Origin of the sequence: Aeromicrobium phoceense, from assembly GCF_013868155.1 — a bacterium.
GTDB lineage: Bacteria > Actinomycetota > Actinomycetes > Propionibacteriales > Nocardioidaceae > Aeromicrobium > Aeromicrobium phoceense.
The window spans coordinates 257562-281608 of record NZ_JACEOG010000002.1 but is presented as its reverse complement, the minus strand read 5'-3'; the positions used below and the strand labels follow the sequence as shown (position 1 = coordinate 281608).

The following is a 24047-nucleotide window of genomic DNA, read 5'->3' as shown; positions in this document are numbered from 1 at the left end:
GCCGCTCGTGCCCCTGTCCGCGCCTGCGCCGATCGGCGCGGGGAGGGCGTCAGGTCACTCGACGTCGAGGGCGAGCAGGTCGTCCTCGGTCTCGCGGCGCAGGATGAGGCGCGCCTCGCCGTCGCGCACGGCCACGACCGCCGCGCGCGGCACGTGGTTGTAGTTGCTGGCCAGCGAGCGGCAGTAGGCCCCCGTGCCCGGCACGGCCAGCAGGTCGCCCGCGGCGATGTCCGAGGGCAGGAACTCGGACTTCACCACGATGTCGCCGGACTCGCAGTGCTTGCCCACGACGCGGGCGAGCACTGGGCGGGCCTCGGACTCGCGCGACGCGAGGGTGCACGAGTAGTCGGCGCCGTAGAGCGCGGGGCGGATGTTGTCGCTCATGCCGCCGTCGACCGAGACGTACATCCGCGAGCCGCCGCCGTCGAGGCCCACGGCCTTGGTGGTGCCCACCTCGTAGAGCGTGAAGGTGGAGGGCCCGGCGATCGCGCGGCCGGGCTCGATCGACAGCTGGGGCACGTCGATCTTCAGGGCGGCGCACTCGTCGGTGACGATCTTCACGATCTCGCGGCCCAGGTCCTCGGCGGGCCGGGGGTCGTCCTGCGTCGTGTACGCGATGCCGAAGCCGCCGCCGAGGTCGAGCTCGGGCGCGGTGACGCCGAGCTCGCGGGCGATCTGCTCGTGCAGGCGCAGCACGCGCCGCGCGGCGACCTCGAAGCCGTCGGTGACGAAGATCTGCGAGCCGATGTGCGAGTGGAGACCGAGGAACTCCAGCCCGTCGGCGGCCAGTACCCGGCGGACGGCCTCGAGCGCGGCGCCGTCGGAGATGGAGAAGCCGAACTTCTGGTCCTCGTGCGAGGTGGAGATGTACTCGTGCGTGTGCGCCTCGACGCCGGCGGTGACCCGCACCATCACGGGCGCGCGCACGTCGAGCTCGGCACTGAGGGCGGCGAGCCGGTCGATCTCCTCGAACGAGTCGATGACGATGCGGCCGACGCCGACCTCGAGGGCCCGGCGCAGCTCGGCGACGGACTTGTTGTTGCCGTGGTGGCCGATGCGGGCGGGCGGGAACCCGGCGCGCAGCGCGACCGCCAGCTCTCCCCCGGTGCACACGTCGAGGTTGAGGCCCTCCTCGGCGATCCAACGAGCCGTGGCGACGCACAGGAACGCCTTGCCGGCGTAGTAGACGTCGGCGTCGGGGAACGCCTCGCGGAAGCCGCGGGCCCGCGCCCGGAAGTCGTCCTCGTCGACGACGTAGAGCGGGGTGCCGAACTCCTGCGCCAGGTCCGTGGCCGGCTCCCCCGCGATCGTGAGCACGCCGTCGATCTTGCTGACGTTGGCCGACCACAGGTGCGGCACGAGCTCGTTGGAGTCGTCGGGCTCGCGCAGCCACTCGGGGCCACGGGTGCCGGCCTGACCGTGCAGGGCGCCTGCCTCGTGCGATCGCATCATCACATCCGTTCCGGCGCCGAGACGCCCAGCAGGTCGAGCCCGGTGGCGACCACCTGGCGCGTGGCCGCGACCAGCACGAGCCGGGCGCGGTGGGTGTCCGTGGGCTCCTCGTCGCCCTGCGGGAGGACCCGGCAGACGTCGTAGAACTTGTGGAACGTGGAGGCCGTGTCCTCGAGGTACCGGGCGACCCGGTGCGGCTCGCGCAGCTCGGCGGCGCGCGCCACGACCCGCGGAAACTCCGCCAGGGCGCGCAGCAGGTCGCCGGCGCGGTCCTCGACGAGCAGCGACGGGTCGAACCGGTCGAGGTCGGCGGTCAGGCCCAGGTCGGCGCCGTTGCGGATGATCGACGACAGCCGGGCGTGCGCGTACTGCACGTAGTAGACGGGGTTGTCGTTGCTCTTGCGCGTCATCTCGGCGACGTCGAGCGTGAGCGGCGAGTCGGCCGGGTACCGGATCAGCGTGTACCGCAGCGGGTCGACGCCGATGAGGTCGATCAGCTCGCGCAGCGACACGATCGTGCCCGCGCGCTTGCTGAGCTTGAGCTCCTTGCCGTCCTGCATGATCTTCACGAGCTGGCCGATGAGGACCTCGATCTGCTCGCCCGGGGTGTCGCCGACGCAGGCCGCCATCGCGTTGAGGCGCCCGACGTAGCCGTGGTGGTCGGCGCCGAGCAGGTAGATGCAGGTGTCGAAGCCGCGGTCGCGCTTGTCGACGTAGTAGGCCGTGTCGGACGCGAAGTAGGTGAGCTCGCCGTTGCCGCGCAGCAGCACCCGGTCCTTGTCGTCGCCGAAGTCGGTGGTGCGCATCCACGTGGCGCCCTCGGACTCGAACAGCCGGCCCTGCTCGCGCAACTTGACCATGCCGCGCTCGACGGCGTCGGACTCGTGCAGCGAGCGCTCGGAGAACCAGACGTCGAAGTGGGTGTTGAACTCGGCCAGCTCGGACTGGTGCTCGCCCAGCTGCAGCGTGTAGCCGGCCTCGCGGAAGGCCACCAGCTGCTCGTCCTCGGGCAGGCTCATGATCGAAGGGGCGTCCTCGACGATCCGGGCGGCGAGGTCGGCGACGTAGGCGCCCAGGTAGCCGTCCTCGGGCGGCTCCTGGCCGTGGGCCCGCGCCATCAGGGAGGCACCGAACTTGTCCATCTGGTTGCCGCGGTCGTTGATGTAGAACTCACGGGTGACCTCGTCGCCCGCCGCCGCCATCACGCGGCCGATCGCGTCGCCGACGGCCGCCCAGCGGGTGTGACCGAGGTGCAGCGGACCCGTAGGGTTGGCGCTGATGAACTCCATGTCGACCTTGCGGCCGGAGGGCGGCGCGTAGCCGTAGGCCTCCCCCGCCTCGAGGACGTGGCGCGCGATCTCGCCCTGGGCACCCGCAGCGACACGGATGTTGAGGAAGCCGGGGCCGGCCACCTCGGCGCCGGCGATGCCGTCGGACGCGGCCAGCTCGGCGGCGAGCAGCTCGGCGAACGCGCGCGGGTTCATGCCGGCCTTCTTGCCCAGCTGCATCGCGATGTTCGTGGCGTAGTCGCCGTGCTCCTTGACCTTCGGTCGCTCGACGCGGACCTGGGCGGGGACCGGGTCGGGAAGGGTCACGCGGCCCGCGTCCACGAGGGACGTCAGGGCGGCGACGATGGCGTCGGAAAGCTGGTCGGGGGTCACCGGCACAGCCTATCTGCGTGGGCTACTGCCGGGATTCGAGGACCCGGCGCACGGTCGCGACGAGCGTGTCCGGGTCGAACGGCTTCGTGACGTAGTCGTCGACGCCGGCCGCCGCGGCGCGGTTGAGGTCGATCTGCTGGCTCTGGGTGGACACCATGACCAGCCCCACGCCCGCGTAACGCGCATCGGCCCGGATGCGCGTGATGGCGGTGACGCCGTCCATGCGCGGCATCATCATGTCCATCGTGATGAGGCCCGGCAGCTCGTCGAGGGACGCGAGGACGTCGAGACAGTCCTGTCCGTCCTCCGCCTCGATCACGTCGAAGCCTGCCAGTTCGAGGTTGGTGCGGATCAGGAAGCGAATGGACGCCGTGTCGTCGACGACCAGCACGGTGGGGGGCACGGCTACAACCTACTCGTGCGCTACCGTTGGTCCCCGCGGTATCCCACACCGCGAGCGGCCCCCGTAGCTCAGGGGATAGAGCACCGCCCTCCGGAGGCGGGAGCGCAGGTTCGAATCCTGCCGGGGGCACGCTGGCACCACCGAGGTCCGTCCGTCGAGGGCGGACCTTCTGCTTTTTCCCAATCCAATCGCGATTCGTGAACGTGGTACATGGTGAAGTAGACTCACGATGTGACCCGCGAACCGGCGACCGTGCTCGACAAGCTGCTGCACCTCTCGTCGCTGATGGCGGCCGACCTGAGCCGGTTCGAGCGGGAGTCGGGACTCACCACGGCCCGCACCCACGTGCTCTGGATGCTCGGCCTGTCCGGCCCCAGCACGCAGCAGGCGCTCGCCGCCGCTCTGGAGGTGACGCCGCGGAACGTCACCGGGCTCGTGGACGGCCTGGTCGCCTCGGGACACGTCACCCGCGAGCCGCACCCCACCGACCGCCGCGCCATCCTGGTGACCCCGACCGAGGTCGGCGAACGGACGATCCGCGACCTCCGTGAGAGCCATGCCAATCTCGCGCGGCAGCTCTTCGGCGACGTTCCCGAGCGCAGGCTGGCCGCGTTCGAGTCCACGCTCGACGAGACCATCGCGACCTTCCTGCGACTCATGCAGGAAAGCACGTGACCACCCGGCGGCTGCTCGGCCTGGCGCGGGAGGCGCTGCTGCTGGAGCTCGCCCTCTACCGCTCCCTCGTCCGCTGGATCGCCCGCCGTCCGGACGTGCCGGCCGGTGCGACGCCGATCGGCTACGCGCAGCTCGTCGGCCCGATGCTGTGGCTGTGGATCTTCGGCTCGGCCACCGAGACCGTCGCGGTCGAGCTGGTGCTGCGCCACGTCGATGCCGCGTGGGCCGACGCCATCCGGCTTCCGTTGCTCGTGCTCGGCGTCTGGGGCGTCCTGTGGATGCTCGGGCTGCTGGCGTCCTACCGGGTCCGCCCGCACCTGCTGCACGACGACCGGCTGCGGCTGCGCTGCGGCGCCCGCACCTGGGTCGACGTCCCGCTCTCCGCGGTGGCGGGGTGCCGGCTCGTCGAGCACGAGATGCCGGGGACGATCCGCTCCGTGCACCACGAGGACGACCTGCTGCTGCTCGGCGTGAGCGGCCGCACCAACCTCGAGCTCGAGCTCACGGGTGTCACCACGCTGCGCTCGTCCAAGGGCGAGCTCGTCGCGGACCGGGTGGGCTTCTGGGTCGACGCGCCGCGCGACGTCGCTCGCGAGATCGCACCGCTGATCTCCACTCGCCCGTGAGCCGCGGGTCCTTGTTGCGGGCGCCGCGGCGGCATTAGGTTCGGACGAACCTCCCCCGTCGAGAGCGAGCCCGTGGATCCAGACCCGTCGCAGCAGCCCGCGGTCGTCACCGCGTCCGGACTCCGCATGTCCTACGGGCCTCGGGAGGTCCTCAAGGGCCTGGACTTCGAGGTGCGCCGCGGCGAGGTGGTGGCCCTGCTGGGCCCCAACGGCGCCGGGAAGACCACCACGATCGAGATCCTCGAGGGGTTCCGCAAGCCGTCCGACGGCGAGGTGCGCGTCCTCGGCGAGTCGCCGCTCACGGCCGACGAGGCGTGGCGCTCGCGGGTCGGCGTGGTGCTGCAGTCGTGGCGCGACCATGGCCGCTGGCAGGTGCGCGAGCTGCTCGAGCAGTTCGGCTCGTACTACGCGCCGTACGCCACGCCCGACCACCCGCGCCCCTACGACACGGACGAGCTGCTGGACCGGGTCGGCCTGACGGCCCAGGCCAGCGCGAAGGTCAAGTCGCTCTCGGGCGGCCAGCGGCGCCGGCTGGACGTCGCGATCGGCATCGTCGGCCGCCCGGAGATGCTGTTCCTCGACGAGCCGACGGTCGGCTTCGACCCCGTGGCCCGCCGGGACTTCCACGCCCTCGTGCGCCGGCTCAGCGACCTCGAGGACACCACCATCCTGCTGACGACGCACGACCTGAACGAGGCGGAGAAGCTCGCCGACCGGATCCTCATCCTGAACCACGGACGCATCGTGGCCGACGGCAGCGCGGCCTCCCTCGCCGAGCAGATCTCGGGCACCACCGAGGTGCGGTGGACCCATCACGGCGAGGCCCACGTGCACACCACCGCCGACGGCACCGACTTCGTGCGCGACCTCCTCGCACGTCACCCCGACGGGATCACCGACCTCGAGGTCCGCCGGTCGACCCTCGAGGACACCTACCTGGCCATGGTGGCCCGGCACGAGCAGTCCGACGAGCCGCGGGAGGTGGTCGCGTGAGCACCGTCGACGTCGCCGTCCGCTCCGGGATGCGGCGCGGCTGGATCGAGTTCCGCAACAGCCTCCGCGCCCCCGAGGACCTGATGTACTACGTGCTCCTCAACGGGATCCTCGCGGTCGTGCTGTACCTCAACCGCGACAACATGATCGAGGACGCCGACATCAGCGTGGCCCACTTCATCGTGCCCAACGCGCTCGCGATGATGGTGGTCTTCGGCGCGGCCTACGGGCTGGCCACGGTGGTCGTGACCGAGCGCGAGGACGGCACCCTGCTGCGCGCGAAGAGTGTCCCGCGCGGCATGCGCGGCTATGTCGTGGGACAGTCCGCGCGGGTGACGTACGAGACGATCTTCGGCTCCGCGATCATCCTCGCGGCCGCCACGGCTCTCGTGGACGGCCTCTGGCATCGCGGCGTGCCGGGACTCCTCGGCGTCGTGGCGCTGATCGTGCTGGGCCTGCTGGCCTGCGCGCCGATCGGCTTCGTGCTGGGCTCGATCTTCAAGAACCCCCGCTCGGTGGGCGGCTGGGGCATGGTCGTCATCGGCGCCCTCGTCTACGCCTCGGGGATCTTCAGCACGGGTGGATTGCCGCGCTGGGTGGAGGTCGTCGGGCAGCTCTTCCCGCTGCACTGGCTCGCGGCCGGGATGCGCGCGGCGCTGCTCCCCGACTGGGCCGCCACCCTCGAACCCGGCGGGGAATGGCGGGTCTGGCAGGCGGTCGCGGTGCTGACGGTGTGGGCCGTGATCGGGATGGTCCTGGCTCCGCGACTGCTGCAGCGCATGGCCCGCCGGGAGTCCGGATCGGCCGTGGCGGCGCGCCGCGACAAGGCCCTCACGCGGGTCTGAGCTCGGGGCGGCACGTCGGGGCGGAGGCGACGCCTCGCGCCGTTTCCACCACAATGGTCCCGATGCCCGACACCACGAGCGCGACCCACCAGGACCTTCCCAACCTCCCGGAGCCGTGGCGCGCACGGGTTCCCGGCTACGCCGACATCGACGCCCTGGTCGCCCTGCGACGGCTCGACGAGCTGCAGGGAACGGGCGAGGCACACGTCGATCCCGCGGGGATCGAGTCCGAGGTGGCGGGGCAGGCGAGCTGGACCCGCCGGCAGCTCGTCGCCGTGGGTGACGACGACGTGCCGCGCGCGTGGATCACGGTGCACGACCGGGCCGCCGGGCGTGCGCTGATCTGGGGATACTTCGACCGCGACGTGGAGCAGATCGACGCGATCGCAAAGGCGTTCTACGCCTGGGCGGAGGATGCCGCCGTCGCGATGGCCCGCTTCCGCGGCGTCACCGCCACCCGGCTCGACGAGAGTCCCTTCGCCGGTGACACGCGCCAGGCCGGCTGGCTGAGGCAGGCGGGCTACGCCAAGCGCCGCACGTGGCTGCACATGGAGCGCCCCGTCACCGCGGACGAGGCCTCGCTCGAGCCCCGCGCCGGCGTCACCGTCCGGCCGGTCGAGCGGCACGAGAACGGGATGCCCGTCGCGGCGGACCTGCAGGTCGTGCACCAGATGCTCGAGACCTCGTTCCAGGACCACTTCAACTCCTACCGCGAGAGCTTCTCGGAGTTCGTCCAGCGACTGCGGGAGGATCCCGGCCACAGCTGGGACCACTGGTGGCTCGCGTACGTCGACACCGACGGCGGCCATCACGTGCCGGCGGGCACCGTGGTGTGCTCGTCGAGCGCGGCCCCCGAGGGCGGCACCCCGGGCACCTACGTGGAGTACATCGGCGTGAACCGGGCGGCACGCGGACGAGGGGTGGCGAAGTCGTTGCTGGCCACCGTGATCGCCGATGCGGCCCGCAGCGGTCGGGATCGGGTGTCCCTCGAGGTCGATGCCGACTCCCCCACCAAGGCCGACGAGCTGTACCGCTCGCTGGGCTGGGAGACCGACTACGTCACCGAGTCCTGGTTCAAGGACCTCGACCTCAGCTGACGGACCCGCCCGGACTCGTCCGCTCCCGCAGCCACGTGGTCGTCCCCGGCGCCATCCCCCGAGACTTCGGAGTGCGGTCGACCGGGGTCACGATGAGCGCCTCGTCGCCGGGCAGCGACCACTTCAGCGCGTGGTAGACCACCGAGAGCGTCTCGGTGCTCTCGATGAGCAGCAGGCCCGGCGCGATCGGACGCGCCTCCTGCCACGGGCCGTCGAGATCGTCCAGCTGCGCCGCGGTCCACGCCAGGTACACCGTCACGCGCCCATCCTCGCGAAGCCGACGAAGTCCCGCACGACTCAGGCGGCGCTGCGCCGGCCCTCGATCGCCGTCCGGAGGGCGCCCGTGTCGACGCCGGCTTCCACGAGGAGGGCGCGTCCGGCGCAGTCCGCGCGCAGGATGCCGAGCAGCAGGTGTCCCCCGTCGATCCGCTTCTGCTTCAGCCGGATGGCCTCGCGCAGAGCGAGCTCGAGCGCCTTCTTCGCCTCCGGCGCGAACGGAATGTGGCCGCCGCGAGCGCGTCCCGCACGCTCCAGCGCATCAGCCCCGAAGGTCCGCTCCGCCTCACGGCGCACCGCCTCCAGGTCGATGCCGATGCCCGCGAGCGCGTCGGCATCGAGACCGCCGGACCGGAGATCGGCGAGTGCCCGGGCAGACAGCCCGGCGACGTCGACCCCCGACGCCTCGAGCGCCGTGCGGGCCGGACCCTGGGCTCGCGTCAGGGCGACGAGCAGGTGGCGCGTGTCGATCCGGCGGGTGGCCGACTCCCGCGCGACCTCCTGTGCGGCGACGACGGCGGTGCGGGCCTCGTGGGAGAACTTCTCGAACATCACTTGCTCCTGCCGTGCTTCTTGTGGACCGCCTGCTTGCTGACGCCGAGAGCCTCGGCGACCTCCTGCCAGGACCAGCCGAGCTGTCGGGCCCGGGCGACCTGGAGCGACTCGAGCCGGTCGGCGAGCTCGCGCAGCGACCTCACCGCCCGCAGCCCGACAGCCGGGTCATCGCCCGCTGCGGAGTCCACCAGTGCGGAATGCGTCATGTGGTCAACCCTAGTTGACAGGCGACTCATTCGTCAACCCGTGTTGACCAAGCGGCGGTGGCACTGCGCCACTCGCGGCAGGTGGGGCCGCGGGCTCAGGCCAGCAGGGCGAGCGCGGCGCGGACGATCTCGTCCTCGCCCAGGAGCACCTGGTCGGAGGCCGGGCCCAGCGGGATGAAGCTGTCGGCGCTGGCGACGCGCGCGATGCGGCCCGGGTGTCGTCCGGCGACGAGGGCGCTCACGACTCCCTCCCCCACGCCGCCGGAGCGACGGGTCTCGTCGACCACGAGCACCGCGTCGAAGTCGCGGCACGCGTCGACGATCCGCTCCTCGGGCAGCGGCGCCAGCCAGCGCAGGTCGACGACGGTCGCCTCGATGCCCTGGGCCCGCAGGACCTCCGCCGCCCGCAGGCTCATGAACGTGCCATTGCCGAACGTGACGAGCACGACGTCGCGGCCGTCGCCGTGCACCCCGAGCTCCCCCGGGGCGATGACCGCACCCTCCGAGGCGGCCGCGGTCCACAGGCCGTCGCCCTCCTCGTGCAGGTCGCGGGAGTGGTAGCGCGCGATCGGCTCGAGGTACACGCACACCTGTCCCTGCCGGGCGAGCTCGTGGCAGGCCCGCAGCAGTCCCGGAGCGTTGGCGGGATGGCTCGGGACCGCAAGCACCAGTCCGGGGATGTCACGCAGCACGGCCACCGAGTTGTCGTTGTGGAAGTGGCCGCCGAAGCCTCGCTGGTAGGCCAGTCCGGCGACGCGGACCACCATGCCGTTGCGGTACTGGCCGGCGGAGAAGAAGGCGAGCGAGGCGGCCTCGCCACGCAGCTGGTCCTCCGCGTTGTGCAGGTACGCCAGGTACTGGATCTCGGGAATCGGCACGAACCCGGCCAACGCCGTGCCCAGGGCCGTGCCGAGGATCGTCTGCTCGTCCAGCAGCGTGTCGAAGACGCGCTGACCGCCGAAGCGCTTGCGCAGGCCGCGGGTCACGCCGTAGACGCCGCCCTTGACCGCCACGTCCTCACCGAAGACCAAGGTCTCGCCGTGCTCCTCCAGCAGCTCCACGAGCGTGGCGTTGATCGCCTGCGCCAGGGTGCGCCGCGGTCCGTCGGCCGGCTCCCCGGCCACCGAAGCGACCGACGGCAGCGCGAGCGGCGCCGTGACGGCGGCACGCGACTCCAGGCGCGCCTCGCCGATGATCGCCTCGGCCCCCTCCATGACGGTCCGGCGCATCTCCTCGTAGGCGTCGAGTGCCTCGGCCCCGGTCATCGCGCCGGCGTCGACGAGCGCCCGGGCGGTCGCGACGAGCGGGTCGTGGACGTGGTCGGCCTCGATCCGGCGCCGTGTGCGGTAGGCGATCTCGGTGTCGGAGCCGGCGTGACCGAGGAACCGGACGGTGCTCAGGTGCAGCACCCCGGGCCGACGGCTGGAGCGCACCTCGTCGAGCGCGTCCCGCGTCTGCGCCAGCAGGCCGACCGGGTCGTCCCCGTCCGCGGTCCGGTAGCCGATCCCGGGGAGCCGCTCCAGCATGGCGCCCGGCCAGCCCACGGGCGACGCGGTGCTGATGCCGATCCGGTTGTCCTCGCACACGAACAGCACGGGGCACTCCAGCCCCCGGTGCGTGAGGTAGGCCGCGGCGTTGAGCGCACCGACGGCGGTCGAGTGGTTGACCGAGGCGTCGCCGAAGCTGCACAGCACGACGGCGTCCTCGGGCCACGCGGTGTGTCGGCCCAGCCTCCGGGCGAAGCCGAGCCCCAGCCCCAGCCCGACGGCGCGCGGCAGGTGCGAGCTGATGGTGGAGGTCTGCGGGATGATGCTGAGCGCCGGATGGCCGAAGACCTTGTGCCGCCCGCCCGACATCGGGTCGCTGCGGGCGCTGGTGAGGCTCTGCAGGACCGCCCGCACCCCGTCGTCGCGTCCGGCCTTGGCCGACCGCGCCGCGTACAGTCCGCCCGAGCGGTAGTGCAGCAGCGCCGGGTCGGTGACCTCCGACAGCAGGCCGAGGGCGGCGTTGCTCTCGTGCCCGGCGGAGCCGATCGTGTAGTGCCCCTGGCCCTGCGCCTGCAGCCAGCGCGCCGCGAAGTCGAGGTGCCGGCTCTGGACCTGGGCGGCGAACAGCCGACGCAGGGCGTCCACGTCCGCGTCCCGCTCCCCGCCGGGATCCGCACGCAGCTCCGGCAGCACGCGGACGACGTACTCGTCGATCGTCTCCATCAGTGACTCAGCGCCTCACCGACGGCCCGGGCGATCGGCACGTGGGCGACGGGCCCATGACCCGGCAGCACGAGGTCGGCGTCGAGCAGGGCGAGGTCCGGCAGCGTCGCGCGCAGCCGGGCCGTGTCGTGGTGGAAGAACGCGTCGATCGCCTGCGGGCCCTCGACCGGGCTGAGCGAGTGCCCGGTCACGAGCGCGTCCCCCGTGGCCACGGCACGCTGCTCGGGGAAGTACAGCGCCAGGTGCCCCGAGGTGTGGCCCGGCAGGTGCAGCGGAACGGGTGAGCGGGCGATGTCGAGCGGCGTCCCGGGCGTCACCGCCTCGGCGTCGTCGACCCGCGGATGCCCCGACGCGCCGAGGCGGGCGATGCCCAGGGCCCAGCGCAGCACCCGGGGCCGCCAGGCGCGCACGAGGACGTCGGCCGTGGTGGCGCTCTCGACGCGCTCGCCCCGGAGCATCGGCAGCTCCTCAGCCCCCGCGAGCACCCGCACGCCGCGGGCGGCCAGCGCCGGCATCGACCCGGTGTGGTCGACGTGGTTGTGGGTCACGACGAGGGCCTCGACCTGGTCCATCGTGGCGCCGGCGCGGCGCACGGACTCCTCCACCAGCGCGGCCTGCCCGGGGTAGCCGCAGTCCACGAGCGCCGCGCGCCCGTCCTCGACCAGCACGATCCAGTTGACGAACTCGGTGTGCGCGAACCAGATGCCGTCCGCGACCTCGGTGACCTCCACGGCTCGAACCTAGGAGCCCGTCCGGGCGCTGTCCACGGACGCGCCGTGCAGACCTGTCCAAACGTGGTTAGCGTCGAGAAGGAACACCCACCTGAGCACCATCACCCCAGCCACAGGAGGCCCCTCATGCCCACTCGTACTGCACGCACCGCCTGGGACGGCGGCTTCGAGGACGGATCCGGCCAGGTCGAGCTCACGTCCTCGGGCCTGGGCACGTTCGAGATGTCGTTCCCGAAGCGCTCGTCCGATGACGGCGGCGGCGCCACCAACCCCGAGGAGCTCATCGCCGCAGCGCACAGCGCCTGCTTCACGATGCAGCTGACGGCGCTGCTCGGACGCGCCGGCGCCACCGTGAACGCGGTGGAGACCTCGGCCGACGTGACGCTCGGCCCGGACCCCGACGGCGGCTTCCGGATCACCCAGATCACCCTCACCGTCAGGGCCGAGGCGGAGGGGATCGACGCCACCGAGTTCCAGCAGGTGGCCGACGAGGCCAAGGAGACGTGCCCCGTCAGCAAGGCGCTCGACGGCGTCGACGACATCACCCTCGACGCCACACTCGAGACCGTCTGAGTCCGCCGGACGTCGAATGGCGTCCGTTCATCGACGGGTTGCGCGACCTGCCTGCGTCGCCGTAGGCGCGCGCGTTACCCTGTGATGAGTCCACCATCCGTGCGCGATCACGCGAGCGATTTTCCCCGGAAGAGGCGATTCAGGCCGTGGCCGAGTCCTCCCCCACCGCGTCGGCGACCGACGCTCCCCATCCCGACTTCGGCAGCAACGAGTGGCTGGTCGAAGAGATGTACGACCAATTCACCGCCGATCCGTCCTCGGTCGGCGATGAATGGGCCGACTTCTTCCGCAAGGGAGGGTACGGCTCCAACGGCGGATCCAACGGCGTGACCGAGAGCAAGGCCTCCCCGCCGAAGTCCGAGTCGTCCGAGACCCGGACCGACGAGCCGGCGCTCGAGCCCTCCAAGCAGCAGGCCGAGAAGCCGGCGACGCCCGAGAAGACACCGTCCGCCCGCGCGGCCGAGGAGAAGAACCCGCCGGCTCCGGCCCAGGCGCCGCCCACCCCGAAGCCGGCCGAGAAGAAGCAGCCCGCCGCGGCCAAGGCACCTGCGAAGGACAAGCCGGCCGAGCAGCCCGCCGGCCCCGGCGAGGTCGAGAAGGTCATCCTGCGTGGCGCCGCCGCGCGCACCGCCACGAACATGGACGCCAGCCTCGCGGTCCCCACCGCCACCAGCGTGCGCTCCGTGCCGGTGAAGCTGCTGTTCGACCAGCGCGTCGTCATCAACAACCACCTCGCCCGCGCTCGCGGCGGCAAGGTCTCGTTCACGCACCTGATCGGCTACGCCGTCGTCCAGGCCGTGAAGTCGATGCCCGAGATGAACACCGGCTTCGAGTACAACGAGAAGGGCAAGCCGGTCCAGCTGAACCCCGAGCACATCAACTTCGGGCTCGCGGTCGACGTCCAGAAGTCCGACGGCTCGCGCCAGCTGATGGTGCCGAACATCAAGGCCGCCGAGACGATGGACTTCGCGCAGTTCTGGCGCGGCTACGAGACCATCGTGCGCAAGGCCCGCGACAACAAGCTCGAGGTCAGCGACTTCCAGGGCACGACCCTGAGCCTGACGAACCCCGGTGGCATCGGCACGAACCACTCGGTGCCGCGCCTCATGGCCGGCCAGGGCCTCATCGTGGGCGTCGGCTCGATGGACTACCCGCCGGAGTTCCAGGGCGCCTCGGCCGACACGCTGTCACAGATGGCCGTGTCGAAGATGATGACCCTCACGTCGACGTACGACCACCGCGTCATCCAGGGCGCGCAGTCGGGCGAGTTCCTGCGTCGCGTGCACCAGCTGCTGCTGGGCGCCGAGGGCTTCTACGACGACATCTTCACGTCGCTGCGGATCCCCTACGAGCCCATCCGCTGGGCCCAGGACATCTCGGTCAACCACGACGACGACGTCGACCGCCAGGCCCGCGTGCTGGAGCTCATCCACTCCTTCCGCGTTCGCGGCCACCTGATGGCCGACACGAACCCGCTGGAGTACCGCCAGCGCACCCACCCCGACCTCGACATCGCGTCGCACGGCCTCACCCTGTGGGACCTCGACCGCGAGTTCCCCGTCGGCTCGTTCGGCAAGGCCTCGGGCAAGCGCTTCATGAAGCTGCGCGAGATCTTGGGCATCCTGCGCGACTCCTACGTGCGCACGATGGCCGTGGAGTACATGCACATCCAGGGGCCCGAGGAGCGCGCCTGGTTCCAGGAGCGCCTGGAGCGCCCGCACGTCAAGGAGCCCCGCGAGGAGCAGCTGCGGATCCTGCAGAAGCTCAACCAGGCCGAGGCCTTCGAGACCTTCCTGCAGACGAAGTTCGTCGGCCAGAAGCGCTTCAGCCTCGAGGGCGGCGAGACGATGGTCCCGCTGCTCGACGAGATCTGTGAGGGCGCTGCTGCCGACGGCCTCGAGGAGGTCTGCATCGGCATGGCGCACCGTGGTCGCCTCAACGTGCTCGTGAACATCGCCGGCAAGGACCCGGCCAACGTGTTCCGCGAGTTCGAGGGCAACATCGACCCGCGCACCGTCCAGGGCTCGGGCGACGTCAAGTACCACCTGGGCGTCGACGGCGAGTTCACCTCGGTCCGTGGCGACACGATCAAGGTCTCGGTCGCGGCGAACCCGTCGCACCTGGAGGTCGTCGACCCGGTCCTGGAGGGCATCGCCCGCGCCAAGCAGGACGTGCTGAACCGTGGCGAGGAGTTCCCGGTCCTGCCGGTCCTCGTCCACGGTGACGCGGCGTTCGCGGGCCAGGGCGTCGTCGCCGAGACGCTGAACCTGTCGCAGCTGCGGGGTTACCGCACCGGCGGCACGGTCCACGTGATCGTGAACAACCAGGTCGGCTTCACCACGAGCCCGTCGGCGTCGCGGTCCTCGACCTACTGCACCGATGTCGCGCGGATGGTCCAGGCGCCGATCTTCCACGTGAACGGCGACGACCCGGAGGCCTGCATCCGTGCCGCGCAGCTGGCCTACGAGTACCGCCGCACGTTCCACAAGGACGTCGTCATCGACCTGGTCTGCTACCGCCGTCGCGGCCACAACGAGGGCGACGACCCGAGCTTCACGCAGCCGCTGATGTACGACACGATCGAGAAGAAGAAGTCGGTGCGCAAGCTGTACACCGAGGCTCTCGTCGGCCGTGGCGACATCACGCTCGAGGAGGCCGAGGAGGCGCTGAAGGGCTACCAGAAGCTGCTCGAGCAGAACCTGGCGAAGGTCAAGCAGGCCCAGCACGACTCCGGCTACTCGCGCACGCCCGACTACCCCGAGAAGCCGTACGACGAAGAGCTCGTCACCGCGATCACCCCCGACACGCTCAAGGCCGTCTCCGACGCCTACACGAACGTGCCCGAGGGCTTCACGGTGCACCCGAAGGTGCTGCCCCAGCTGCAGCGCCGCGCGGCCTCGATCACGGCCGGCCCGATCGACTGGGGCACCGGCGAGATCATCGCGATGGGCTCGCTGCTGCTCGACGGGCGTCCCGTGCGCCTCGTCGGCCAGGACTCGCGCCGTGGCACGTTCACGACGCGCTTCGCCACGATCATCGACCGCAAGGACGGAGCCGAGTGGACCCCGCTGCAGCACGTGGGCGAGGACCAGGCGTCCTTCTACATCTACGACTCGCTGCTGAGCGAGTACGCCGCGCTCGGCTTCGAGTACGGCTACTCGGTGGCGCGTCCCGAGGCGCTGACGATGTGGGAGGCCCAGTTCGGCGACTTCGTCAACGGCGCCCAGTCGGTCATCGACGAGTACATCAGCTCGGGTGAGACCAAGTGGGGCCAGAAGTCCGGCGTCGTGCTGCTGCTGCCGCACGGCTACGAGGGCCAAGGCCCCGACCACTCCTCAGGACGCATCGAGCGCTTCCTGACGCTCGCGGCCAACGACGAGATGACGATCGCCCAGCCGTCGACGCCCGCGTCGTACTTCCACCTCCTGCGCCGGCAGAACCTGCAGTCGCAGCACCGTCCGCTCATCGTCTTCACGCCGAAGTCGATGCTGCGCAACAAGCTGGCCGCGAGCCAGCCGGAGGACTTCACCTCCGGCACGTTCCGTCCGGTCATCGGTGACGACACGGTGGATCCCAGCCGCGTCGAGCGGGTCATCCTGTGCTCGGGCAAGGTCACGTGGGACCTGATGACCGATCGCAAGAGCCGCGAGGGCGACAACCCCCGCACCGCGATCGTGCGTCTCGAGCAGCTCTACCCGCGTCCGCTGGCCGAGCTCAAGGAGGAGATCGCGAAGTACCCGAACGCTCGCGAGATCCGCTGGGTCCAGGACGAGCCGGAGAACCAGGGGCCGTGGCCGCACGTCGCGCTGTACCTGCGCGACGCGCTCGGCCTGCCGATGAACCCGGTCACCCGTCCGGAGTCCTCGGCTCCGTCCGTGGGCTCGCACTCGGTGCACGTCACCGAGTTCAAGGACCTGATGAACCGGGCCTTCGCCTGATCCGACGATGTACTTCACCGATCGAGGCATCGAGGAGCTGACGGCCCGCCGCGGGGAGGAGCAGGTCTCCTTCGCGTGGCTGGCCGAGCAGTTCTCGATCTTCGTCGACCTCAACCCCGAGTTCGAGGTGCCCGTCGAGCGGCTCGCCACCTGGCTGGCCCGCCTCGACGACGACGAGGACTGACACCGAGCACGCCGTCCGGCCCTGAAGTGCCCGCCACTCACCGAGTGGCGGGCACTTCTGCGCTCACCCCGCGGACCGTCCTGCCGCACCCGGTGTCGGTAGCGGCCACTACGGTGCTGGCGTGGACTTCGATCAGCCGCCCGTCGTGCGCGTCACGGGCGTGGAGCCGGACGACTGGTCCGCCTCGATCCCCGCGGTGCGCCAGCTGGCGCGTGACGGCCTCGACCTGGGCCCGGGGGTCACGTTCCTGGTCGGGGAGAACGGCTCCGGCAAGTCCACCCTGGTCGAGGCGATCGCCGTCGCCTACGGACTGTCGCCCGAGGGTGGCTCGGCCTTCGGCCACCACCAGACGCGCGAGACCGAGTCGTCGCTGTGGAGGAGCCTCACGATCCAGCGCGGGGTGGGCAGCGGCAGATGGGGGTTCTTCCTGCGCGCCGAGACGATGCACGGCTGGTACTCCTACCTCGCGGACCATCCGGGCGGCAATCCTCACGAGCCCGACTTCCACGCGATGAGCCACGGCGAGTCCTTCGTGGCGTTGCTCGAGCACCGCTTCGACGGGGCCGGCTTCTACTGCCTCGACGAGCCGGAGGCCGCCCTGTCGTTCTCCAACACGCTCGCCCTCATGGCGACGCTCGACCGGATCACCCGCGACCGGGGCCAGGTCCTGTGCGCGACCCACTCCCCCGTCCTGGCGTCGCTGCCGGGGGCGCGCATCCTCGAGGTCGGCGCGTGGGGCTGGCGGGAGACCGCCTGGGAGGATCTCGAGGTCGTGCACCACTGGCGCGCGTTCCTCGACCGGCCCGACCGGTACCTGCGGCACCTGCTCGACTGATGTCCCCGAGCAGCGGCCGCGGCGCAGCGAGTGAGGACGATCTTGCCGAACACGTCGCCGTCGATGACGCGCTGGAGGCCCTGCGCGGCGTCCTCCATGGGGATCTCGGCGTCGATCAGGGGCTTCGTGCCCGTGACGGCCATGAACTCGGCCAGCCGGCGCAGCTCCTCCCGCGTGCCCATCGTGGAGCCGTGGACGCGCATCTGCTGGAAGAAGATCCGGGTGAGCTCGGCGTGCGACGGGGCGTCGCCCGAGGTGGCACCGGAGATCACCAGCGTGCCGCCTGGGCGCATCGAGCGGACCGAGTGCGACCACGTGGCCGCTCCCACGGTCTCCATGACGGCGTCCATCTTGACCGGCAGCCGGGCTCCGGACTCGAAGACCTCGTGCGCGCCGATCTCGAGCGCGCGCCGGCGCTTGTCCTCGTCGCGGCTGGTGGCGTAGACCCGGAAGCCGGCCGCGCGCGCCAGCGTGATCGCGGCGGTGGCGACGCCTCCACCGGCACCCTGCACCAGCACGGCGTCGCCGGGGCCCAGGTCGGCCTGGGTGAACAGCATCCGGTAGGCGGTCAGCCATGCCGTGGGCAGGCACGCGGCCTCGGCCATGGACAGCCCGGCGGGCTTGGGCACCACGTTGCGGCGCGGCACGGCGACCTTCTCGGCGAACGTGCCCTGGTGGCGCTCCGAGAGCAGCGAGCGCCGCGGGTCGAGCGTCTCGTCGCCCACCCAGTCCGGGTCGCTGATCACCGCGTGCACGATGACCTCGTTGCCGTCCTCGTCGTAGCCGGCGGCGTCGCAGCCCAGGATCATCGGCAGCGCCTCCTCGCGCAGGCCGACGCCGCGCAGGCTCCACACGTCGTGGTGGTTGATCGAGGCGGCCTTCACGGTCACCGTGGTCCAGCCGGCCGGCACCTCGGGATCGGGCCGCTCACCCACCACCAGGCCGTCCAGCGGGTGCTTCTTGTCCATCGAGGCGGCGTAGACGGCGAACACGAGCGATCTCCTGGGGTCGGGCGACAACTACGGAGCGACCCTAACCGGATCGCGCTCCGCCCGCCGGCGAGGGTGGGCCGATCAGTAGGGGCGACGCGCCAGGCCGTCGCGCCGGGCCGTGTCGGTGACCGCGCGGGCGACCGCCTGCGACACCCGAGGGTCGAACGGCGACGGGATGATGTGGGTCTCGGACAGCTCGTCGTCGTCCACGAGGTCGGCGATGGCGCGGGCCGCAGCCAGCTTCATCGACTCGGAGATCGTCGTGGCGCGCACGTCGAGCGCGCCACGGAAGATGCCCGGGAACACCAGCACGTTGTTGAGCTGGTTTGGGAAGTCGGAGCGTCCGGTGGCCACGATCCGCGCGTGGCGGTTCGCGACGTCGGGGTGGACCTCGGGGTTCGGGTTGGCCAGGGCGAAGATGATCGCGTCGGGGGCCATCTTCGCGACGGCCTCCTCGGGCACGGTGCCGCCCGAGACGCCGACGAAGACGTCGGCCCCGTCGAGGGCGTCCGCGACCGATCCGGGACGGGCCCAGTCGGCGGTCTCCTCGGCCAGGAACCGCTTGACCTCGTTGAGGTCGTCGCGCGCGGGCGTGATCACGCCGGTGCGGTCGACGACGCTGATCTTGCGGACCCCCGCCGAGCGGAGGATCTTCGTGATGGCCACGCCCGCGGCGCCGGCGCCGGAGATGACCACCTTGATTTCGTCGGGCTCGCGGTCGGTCAGGCGCAGCGCGTTGTAGAGGCCGGCGAGCACCACCACGGCGGTGCCGTGCTGGTCGTCGTGGAAGACCGGGATGTCGAGGCGCTCGATGAGGCGGCGCTCGATCTCGAAGCAACGGGGGCTGGAGATGTCCTCCAGGTTGATGCCGCCGAACGTGGGGGCGAGCCGCACGATCGTCTCGACGATCTCGTCGGTGTCGGTGGTGTCCAGCGCGATCGGGATGGCGTCGACGCCACCGAACTGCTTGAACAGGATCGCCTTGCCCTCCATCACCGGCATCGCGGCGGCGGGACCGATGTCGCCCAGGCCCAGGACGGCCGTGCCGTCGGTGACGACGGCCACGGTGTTGCCCACCCACGTGTACTCGTGCGCGACCTCAGGATCGGCGGCGATGGCCTCGCACACCTTCGCGACGCCCGGCGTGTACGCCAGCGACAGGTCGTCGGCGTCGGCCACGGGTACCGTCGAGGCGACCTCCATCTTTCCGCCGCGGTGCAGCGAGAAGACAGGATCATCGTGTTCGGTGAGCGTCATGAGCAGGTCGGCATCGATGGGGTCGAGTTGGGTGGACATGGTTCCTCGCGCAACGTGGGACTACAGGTGCGGGCGGCGCCGATCCGGCTGCCGGTTGCGGTGTCGTTCCGCGGGTGAGGACGGGGTGTGCCCCAGCGTCAAGTCTCGCACACGGGTCACGCCTCGTAGTCGTCGGCCAGCGCCCGGCGGGCCGGCCCCGTGGCCAGGCATCCGAGGACGACCAGGGCCGAAACGGCGATCGCCAGCGCGACCGCACGGTTGTCGCCCGTGTTGGGATCGGGATGGCGCAGCGACCAGGCCAGTCCGAGACCGATGAGCTGGGCGACCACGGCCGGCCCCCGGGCGACGTGGGCACCACGGGCCAGACCCACCGCGGCCGCCACCAGCCCGGCGCCGACCAGCAGCAGCAGGATCCCGATCCCGACCCCGACGGCGATGCGCCCGGGGACGAGTCCGCTGAGGTCGAGCACTGCCAGGACGAGGAAGACCAGGCCTTGGAGACCCACCACGACGGCGGCGATCAGGAGCGGGGCGCGGGAGGAGACAGGCACGGTCTCAGGCTAACGCGGCGTGAACGCAAGCCTTTTCAATGTTACGAGTATGTGACGTTTCCCTCAGAATCGGTCGGTCCGCATCTGTTGTGGAGTGTGCAGAACCTTGCGAAACTGGACGAGCGTGCGTCCCGGCGCACGGTTTCCCCCACTGTAAGCAGCCAAAGGAGTCATCCGTATGGATTGGCGTCATCGTTCGGCCTGTCTGGACGAAGATCCGGAACTGTTCTTCCCGATCGGCAACACCGGCCCGGCGATCCTCCAGGTCGAAGAGGCCAAGTTGGTGTGCCGTCGGTGCGACGTGCGCGAGCAGTGCCTGCAGTGGGCCCTCGAGTCCGGCCAGGACCACGGCGTGTGGGGCGGCCTCAGCGAGGACGAGCGCCGCGCGCTCAAGCGGCGCAACGCCCGCGCCCGCATTCGCACCGCCTGATCGGGCTTATAGCCCGAACGCGATCGTCACGGTCGTGCCGCCCGACGGCATCGACTCGTAGTCCAGATCGCCCTTCAGCTCCCCCCGCACCAGCGTCGACACGATCGACAGGCCCAGGCTGAGCGTCGGATCGAAGTCGTCCGGCAGCCCTCGGCCGTCGTCACTCACGCGCAGCCGGATCCGTCCGCGGATCCGGTTCACCGCGAGCATGACCCGACCTCCCTCCGGCCCGAACGCGTGCTCCGCCGCGTTCTGCACGAGCTCGGTGAGCGTCATCGCCAGCGGCGTCGCGATCTCGGCGGGCACGAGCCCGAACGAGCCCACCCGCTCCGCCTTCACGACGCCGCCGCCCACGTCCAGCACGGTGCGCAGCAGCGTGTCCGCGATCGCGTCGAACTCGACCGACTCGTCGAACGACTGGCTCAGGGTCTCGTGGACCAGCGCGATCGATCCCACCCGCCGCTCGGCCTCCTGCAGGGCCTCGCGCGCGGCGGGGATCTCCATCCGGCGGCTCTGCAGCCGCAGCAGCGCCGCCACGGTCTGCAGGTTGTTCTTCACCCGGTGGTGGATCTCGCGGATCGTGGCGTCCTTCGAGACGAGCTCGCGCTCGCGCAGCCGCAGCTCGGTGACGTCACGCAGCAGGATGAGCGAGCCCGTCGCCGCTCCCCCGCTGCGCAGCGGCATGATCCGCAGCAGCATCGACGCGCCACCGCTCTCGATCTCGGCCTCCGCCTCGCCGGCCCCGAACAGCGCACTGAAGGGCCGGTCCGCATCGGCACCGATGAGGCGGGTCGTCACGTCGATCAGGTCGGCCCCGCGCAGGTCGCCGGCGTAGCCCAGGCGGCGGTAGGCCGAGAGCGCGTTGGGGCTCGCGTAGGAGACCAGTCCGTCGGCGTCGGTGCGCACGAAGCCGTCGCCCACGCGCAGGGAGTCGGCCAGCTCGGACGGGACGCCCGGCAGCGGGAACTCGCCGCGCTGGATCATCTCGAACAGCTCCTCGCTCGTGCGCTGGTACGCCGACTCGAGGGCACCCGCGGCGCGGCGGTCGGTGGCGGGCCGGCGCGTGACGATGAGCGCGATCCTGCGCCCGGCCCACATGACCGGCACGGGCGCCTGGACCACCACCGCCCCGTCGGCCAGGACCTCGTCGTCGATGTCGGACAGGTCGCGCGGGACGAAGGTGCCCACCACGTCCTCCAGCAGCGTGGTGGGGCCGGTGGTCGGACGGATCTGCGCGGCTGCCCACATCCCCTTCTCCTCGGCGTCCTCCACCCACAGCACGAGGTCGCTGAAGGACAGGTCGGCGACGATCTGCCAGTCGGTCACCAGCAGCTGCAGACGGTCGATCTGCGCGGTGGTCAGGGCCGTCTGCGCGTCGGCGATGTCTTCGAAGGAGGGCACGTTCCGAGCCTAGGGCTCCGCCGGAAGCGACTCGCGGGTAACCTGCGTCACATGAGCGAAGACCAGCAGCAGGACGCCACGTTCCCCGAGCCCACCGGGCCGCACGGCGGCCACCACGCACTCGACGTCGCGCGCGCCCACGGCGCCGAGGCGATGTTCACCCTCTCGGGCGCCCACATCTTCCCGATGTACGACGCGGCCGTGAAGTCCGACCAGCCGATGCCGATCATCGACGTGCGTCACGAGCCGTCGGCCGTCTTCGCCGCCGAGGCCATCGGCAAGCTCACGCGGACGCCGGGCCTGGCCGTCCTGACCGCCGGCCCGGGCGTCACCAACGGCGTCAGCCCCGTCGCGCAGGCGTACTTCTCGGGCTCGCCGCTGGTCGTCGTCGGCGGTCGCGCCGCCGCGTCGACGTGGGGCACCGGCACCCTGCAGGAGCTGGACCACCCGCCGATCTTCGAGACCATCACGAAGTCGGCCACCACGGCGCGCAGCCTGGCCGACATCGCGCCCGTCGTCGACGAGGCGTTCACCCTCGCCGGCTCCTCGCACCGCGGCCCGACCTTCGTCGACATCCCGATGGACGAGTTCTTCAACTCCGGTCCGGTCGAGCACGTGTCGAGCGGCCCCTCGAAGTACCGCCTCGAGCCCGATCCCGACGCCGTCGCCACCATCGTGCGTCTGCTGGCGCAGGCGCGACGTCCGGTCGTGATCCTGGGCAGCGACGTGTGGTCCGACCACGCCGAGGAGGCCGCCCTGCGCTTCGTGCAGGAGACCGGCATCCCGGCGATCGCCAACGGCATGGGCCGCGGCATCGTCCCCGGCGGCCACCCGAACCTCGTGACGAAGGCTCGCTCGCGCGCCCTGGGCACCGCCGATCTCGTCGTGGTCGTGGGCACGCCGCTGGACTTCCGGCTGGGCTTCGGCCGCTTCGGCGGCAAGGAGGGGGGCAACCCCGCCGTCACGGTGCACGTCGCCGACTCCCCCGGCCAGGTGTCCACGCACGCCTCGCTCGGCGGCTCGGTCGCCGGCGACCTCAGCCTCGTCTTCGACGCCCTGCTCCAGGGACTGCAGTCGGGCACGTCGCGTCCCGACTGGGCGCCGTGGCTCGGCGAGCTGCAGGACGTCGTCGCCTCCGCCGTGGAGCGTGACTCGGCCCTGCTCACCGCCGAGGCGGATCCGATCCACCCCGCCCGCATCTACGGTGAGCTGCTGCCGCGGCTGGCCGACGACGCGGTCGTGATCGGCGACGGTGGCGACTTCGTGTCGTTCGCCGGCAAGTTCGTCGAGCCCCAGCGACCCGGCGGCTGGCTCGACCCCGGACCGTACGGCTGCCTCGGTGCCGGCCTCGGCGCGGCGATGGCCGCCCGCATCGCCCGCCCGTCCAGCCAGGTCGTGCTGCTGATGGGCGACGGCGCCGCGGGCATGTCCCTCATCGACGTCGACACGCTGGTGCGTCACCACCTCCCGGTCGTCATCGTCGTGGGCAACAACTCGGCGTGGGGCCTGGAGAAGCCCCCGATGCAGATGCTCTACGGCTACGACGTGGCCGCCGACCTGGCGCCCAACACCCGGTACGACCAGGTCGTCGAGGCGCTCGGCGGCGGTGGCGAGTTCGTCACCGACCCGCGCGAGATCGGCCCCGCCCTGGACCGCGCGTTCGCCTCAGGCGTGCCCTACCTGGTGAACGTCGCCACGGACGTCAACGCGCTCTACCCTCGCAATACGATGGGCGTGTGAGCGTGGCCGGCGACGCGGGTCACGCCACCGTGACCCACACCGTCGGGCCCGAGCACACCGCCCGCGCGGTGGGCAGCGGCGACCTCGAGGTGCTCGGGACGCCGGTCCTGCTGGCCTGGCTGGAGGAGGCCACGTGCGCCGCCCTCGACCTGGAGGACAGCCAGACCAGCGTGGGCACCCGCGTGGAGGTCCAGCACCTGGCCGCCAGCGGGGTCGGCGCCACGATCACCGCCGCGGCCTCGCTCACCCAGCGCGACGGGCGGATGGTGATCTTCGAGGTCTCCGCACGCGACGGCAACGAGGTCCTCGTGGCCAGTGGCCAGGTGCGCCGCATCGTGGTCGAGCGCGAGCGGTTCCTGTCCCGTGTGCCCCCGGTCGACTGAGTGTGCGAGACTTGATGGTCAGCGTTTTGAGGA

The 24047-nt window shown here is 71.4% G+C and carries 23 protein-coding genes, 1 tRNA gene and 1 pseudogene; 13 read left to right on the top strand and 12 right to left on the bottom strand.

Features of this window, described 5'->3' with window-relative positions; genetic code table 11:
- Positions 1-54: 54 nt before the first annotated feature.
- From lysA to H1W00_RS14655, 3 genes are read right to left on the bottom strand one after another with little or no spacing between them, the layout of a single operon-like run.
- Complete coding sequence (gene lysA / locus H1W00_RS14665) at positions 55-1452, bottom strand: diaminopimelate decarboxylase (protein ID WP_206680091.1); 1398 nt, start codon at positions 1450-1452, stop codon at positions 55-57.
- A complete protein-coding gene (gene argS, locus H1W00_RS14660) occupies positions 1452-3113 on the bottom strand; it encodes an arginine--tRNA ligase (protein ID WP_181756561.1) in 1662 nt (553 codons plus the stop codon). The genes lysA and argS overlap by 1 nt, the downstream gene beginning before the upstream one ends.
- Positions 3114-3135: 22 nt before the next feature.
- Entirely contained in the window at positions 3136-3516 is a 381-nt protein-coding gene (locus H1W00_RS14655; protein WP_181756560.1) for a response regulator, read from the bottom strand.
- Positions 3517-3573: 57 nt separating this feature from the next.
- Between H1W00_RS14655 and H1W00_RS14650 the strand changes: the two genes are divergently transcribed.
- The 6 genes from H1W00_RS14650 (at position 3574) to H1W00_RS14625 (ending at position 7752) form a co-directional block, all read left to right on the top strand.
- Positions 3574-3645, top strand: a tRNA-Arg gene (locus tag H1W00_RS14650).
- A 102-nt stretch (positions 3646-3747) separates the two neighbouring features.
- Complete coding sequence (locus tag H1W00_RS14645; protein WP_206680090.1) at positions 3748-4191, top strand: MarR family transcriptional regulator; 444 nt, start codon at positions 3748-3750, stop codon at positions 4189-4191.
- Positions 4188-4817: a hypothetical protein gene (locus tag H1W00_RS14640; protein WP_181756559.1), complete on the top strand. Its 630-nt coding sequence runs from the start codon at positions 4188-4190 to the stop codon at positions 4815-4817. Before H1W00_RS14645 ends, H1W00_RS14640 begins: the two co-directional genes overlap by 4 nt.
- Positions 4818-4889: 72 nt before the next feature.
- Positions 4890-5810 carry an ABC transporter ATP-binding protein gene (locus H1W00_RS14635; RefSeq protein ID WP_338072920.1) on the top strand — a complete coding sequence of 307 codons (921 nt, stop codon included), beginning with the start codon at positions 4890-4892 and terminating at the stop codon, positions 5808-5810.
- Positions 5807-6655, top strand: coding sequence for an ABC transporter permease (locus H1W00_RS14630; protein WP_181756558.1), 849 nt, complete (start codon positions 5807-5809; stop codon positions 6653-6655). Before H1W00_RS14635 ends, H1W00_RS14630 begins: the two co-directional genes overlap by 4 nt.
- 62 nt (positions 6656-6717) lie before the next feature.
- On the top strand, positions 6718-7752 hold the full coding sequence (locus H1W00_RS14625) for a GNAT family N-acetyltransferase (RefSeq protein WP_241733212.1): 1035 nt from the start codon (positions 6718-6720) through the stop codon (positions 7750-7752).
- Here H1W00_RS14625 and H1W00_RS14620 read toward each other — a convergent pair.
- The 5 genes from H1W00_RS14620 to H1W00_RS14600 all read right to left on the bottom strand — a co-directional run bounded on the left by H1W00_RS14620 (position 7745) and on the right by H1W00_RS14600 (position 11730).
- Positions 7745-8011, bottom strand: coding sequence for a hypothetical protein (locus tag H1W00_RS14620; RefSeq protein WP_181756556.1), 267 nt, complete (start codon positions 8009-8011; stop codon positions 7745-7747). The genes H1W00_RS14625 and H1W00_RS14620 overlap by 8 nt on opposite strands.
- A gap of 38 nt (positions 8012-8049) precedes the next feature.
- Positions 8050-8580: a Clp protease N-terminal domain-containing protein gene (locus H1W00_RS14615; RefSeq protein WP_181756555.1), complete on the bottom strand. Its 531-nt coding sequence runs from the start codon at positions 8578-8580 to the stop codon at positions 8050-8052.
- Positions 8580-8789 (bottom strand): helix-turn-helix domain-containing protein, encoded by a 210-nt coding sequence (locus H1W00_RS14610; RefSeq protein WP_181756554.1) that lies wholly within the window; start codon positions 8787-8789, stop codon positions 8580-8582. Before H1W00_RS14610 ends, H1W00_RS14615 begins: the two co-directional genes overlap by 1 nt.
- Positions 8790-8884: 95 nt before the next feature.
- Positions 8885-10999 carry a thiamine pyrophosphate-dependent enzyme gene (locus H1W00_RS14605; protein WP_181756553.1) on the bottom strand — a complete coding sequence of 705 codons (2115 nt, stop codon included), beginning with the start codon at positions 10997-10999 and terminating at the stop codon, positions 8885-8887.
- Positions 10999-11730 carry an MBL fold metallo-hydrolase gene (locus H1W00_RS14600; protein WP_181756552.1) on the bottom strand — a complete coding sequence of 244 codons (732 nt, stop codon included), beginning with the start codon at positions 11728-11730 and terminating at the stop codon, positions 10999-11001. Before H1W00_RS14600 ends, H1W00_RS14605 begins: the two co-directional genes overlap by 1 nt.
- A 126-nt stretch (positions 11731-11856) precedes the next feature.
- Between H1W00_RS14600 and H1W00_RS14595 the strand changes: the two genes are divergently transcribed.
- From H1W00_RS14595 to H1W00_RS14580, 4 genes are all read left to right on the top strand, one after another.
- Positions 11857-12303, top strand: a complete 447-nt coding sequence (locus H1W00_RS14595; RefSeq protein WP_181756551.1) for an OsmC family peroxiredoxin — start codon at positions 11857-11859, stop codon at positions 12301-12303.
- Positions 12304-12449: 146 nt separating this feature from the next.
- Complete coding sequence (locus tag H1W00_RS14590; RefSeq protein ID WP_181756550.1) at positions 12450-16241, top strand: multifunctional oxoglutarate decarboxylase/oxoglutarate dehydrogenase thiamine pyrophosphate-binding subunit/dihydrolipoyllysine-residue succinyltransferase subunit; 3792 nt, start codon at positions 12450-12452, stop codon at positions 16239-16241.
- A gap of 7 nt (positions 16242-16248) precedes the next feature.
- A complete protein-coding gene (locus H1W00_RS14585; RefSeq protein WP_181756549.1) occupies positions 16249-16425 on the top strand; it encodes a DUF6104 family protein in 177 nt (58 codons plus the stop codon).
- 121 nt (positions 16426-16546) lie between these two features.
- Complete coding sequence (locus tag H1W00_RS14580; protein WP_181756548.1) at positions 16547-17260, top strand: AAA family ATPase; 714 nt, start codon at positions 16547-16549, stop codon at positions 17258-17260.
- Between the two features lie 29 nt (positions 17261-17289).
- Here H1W00_RS14580 and H1W00_RS14575 read toward each other — a convergent pair.
- The 3 genes and pseudogenes from H1W00_RS14575 to H1W00_RS14565 form a co-directional block, all read right to left on the bottom strand.
- Positions 17290-18252 (bottom strand): annotated as a pseudogene (locus H1W00_RS14575) (zinc-binding dehydrogenase); the annotation flags it as partial.
- Positions 18253-18333: 81 nt separating this feature from the next.
- Positions 18334-19548: an NAD(P)-dependent malic enzyme gene (locus H1W00_RS14570; RefSeq protein WP_276568839.1), complete on the bottom strand. Its 1215-nt coding sequence runs from the start codon at positions 19546-19548 to the stop codon at positions 18334-18336.
- Between the two features lie 116 nt (positions 19549-19664).
- The gene (locus H1W00_RS14565; RefSeq protein WP_181756547.1) at positions 19665-20060 is read right to left on the bottom strand and encodes a hypothetical protein; all 396 of its coding nucleotides are present in this window, start codon (positions 20058-20060) and stop codon (positions 19665-19667) included.
- A gap of 178 nt (positions 20061-20238) precedes the next feature.
- Here H1W00_RS14565 and H1W00_RS14560 point away from each other — a divergent pair, with 178 nt between their 5' ends.
- Complete coding sequence (locus H1W00_RS14560; protein WP_078700492.1) at positions 20239-20490, top strand: WhiB family transcriptional regulator; 252 nt, start codon at positions 20239-20241, stop codon at positions 20488-20490.
- A gap of 6 nt (positions 20491-20496) precedes the next feature.
- Here the strand turns inward: H1W00_RS14560 and H1W00_RS14555 are convergent, their stop codons facing one another.
- Positions 20497-21891: a histidine kinase N-terminal domain-containing protein gene (locus H1W00_RS14555; protein ID WP_181756546.1), complete on the bottom strand. Its 1395-nt coding sequence runs from the start codon at positions 21889-21891 to the stop codon at positions 20497-20499.
- Between the two features lie 51 nt (positions 21892-21942).
- On the opposite strand from H1W00_RS14555, the gene H1W00_RS14550 reads away from it, so the two are divergent.
- Positions 21943-23631: an acetolactate synthase gene (locus tag H1W00_RS14550; RefSeq protein WP_181756545.1), complete on the top strand. Its 1689-nt coding sequence runs from the start codon at positions 21943-21945 to the stop codon at positions 23629-23631.
- Positions 23628-24014, top strand: coding sequence for a thioesterase family protein (locus H1W00_RS14545; RefSeq protein ID WP_241733211.1), 387 nt, complete (start codon positions 23628-23630; stop codon positions 24012-24014). Before H1W00_RS14550 ends, H1W00_RS14545 begins: the two co-directional genes overlap by 4 nt.
- Positions 24015-24047: the final 33 nt, after the last annotated feature.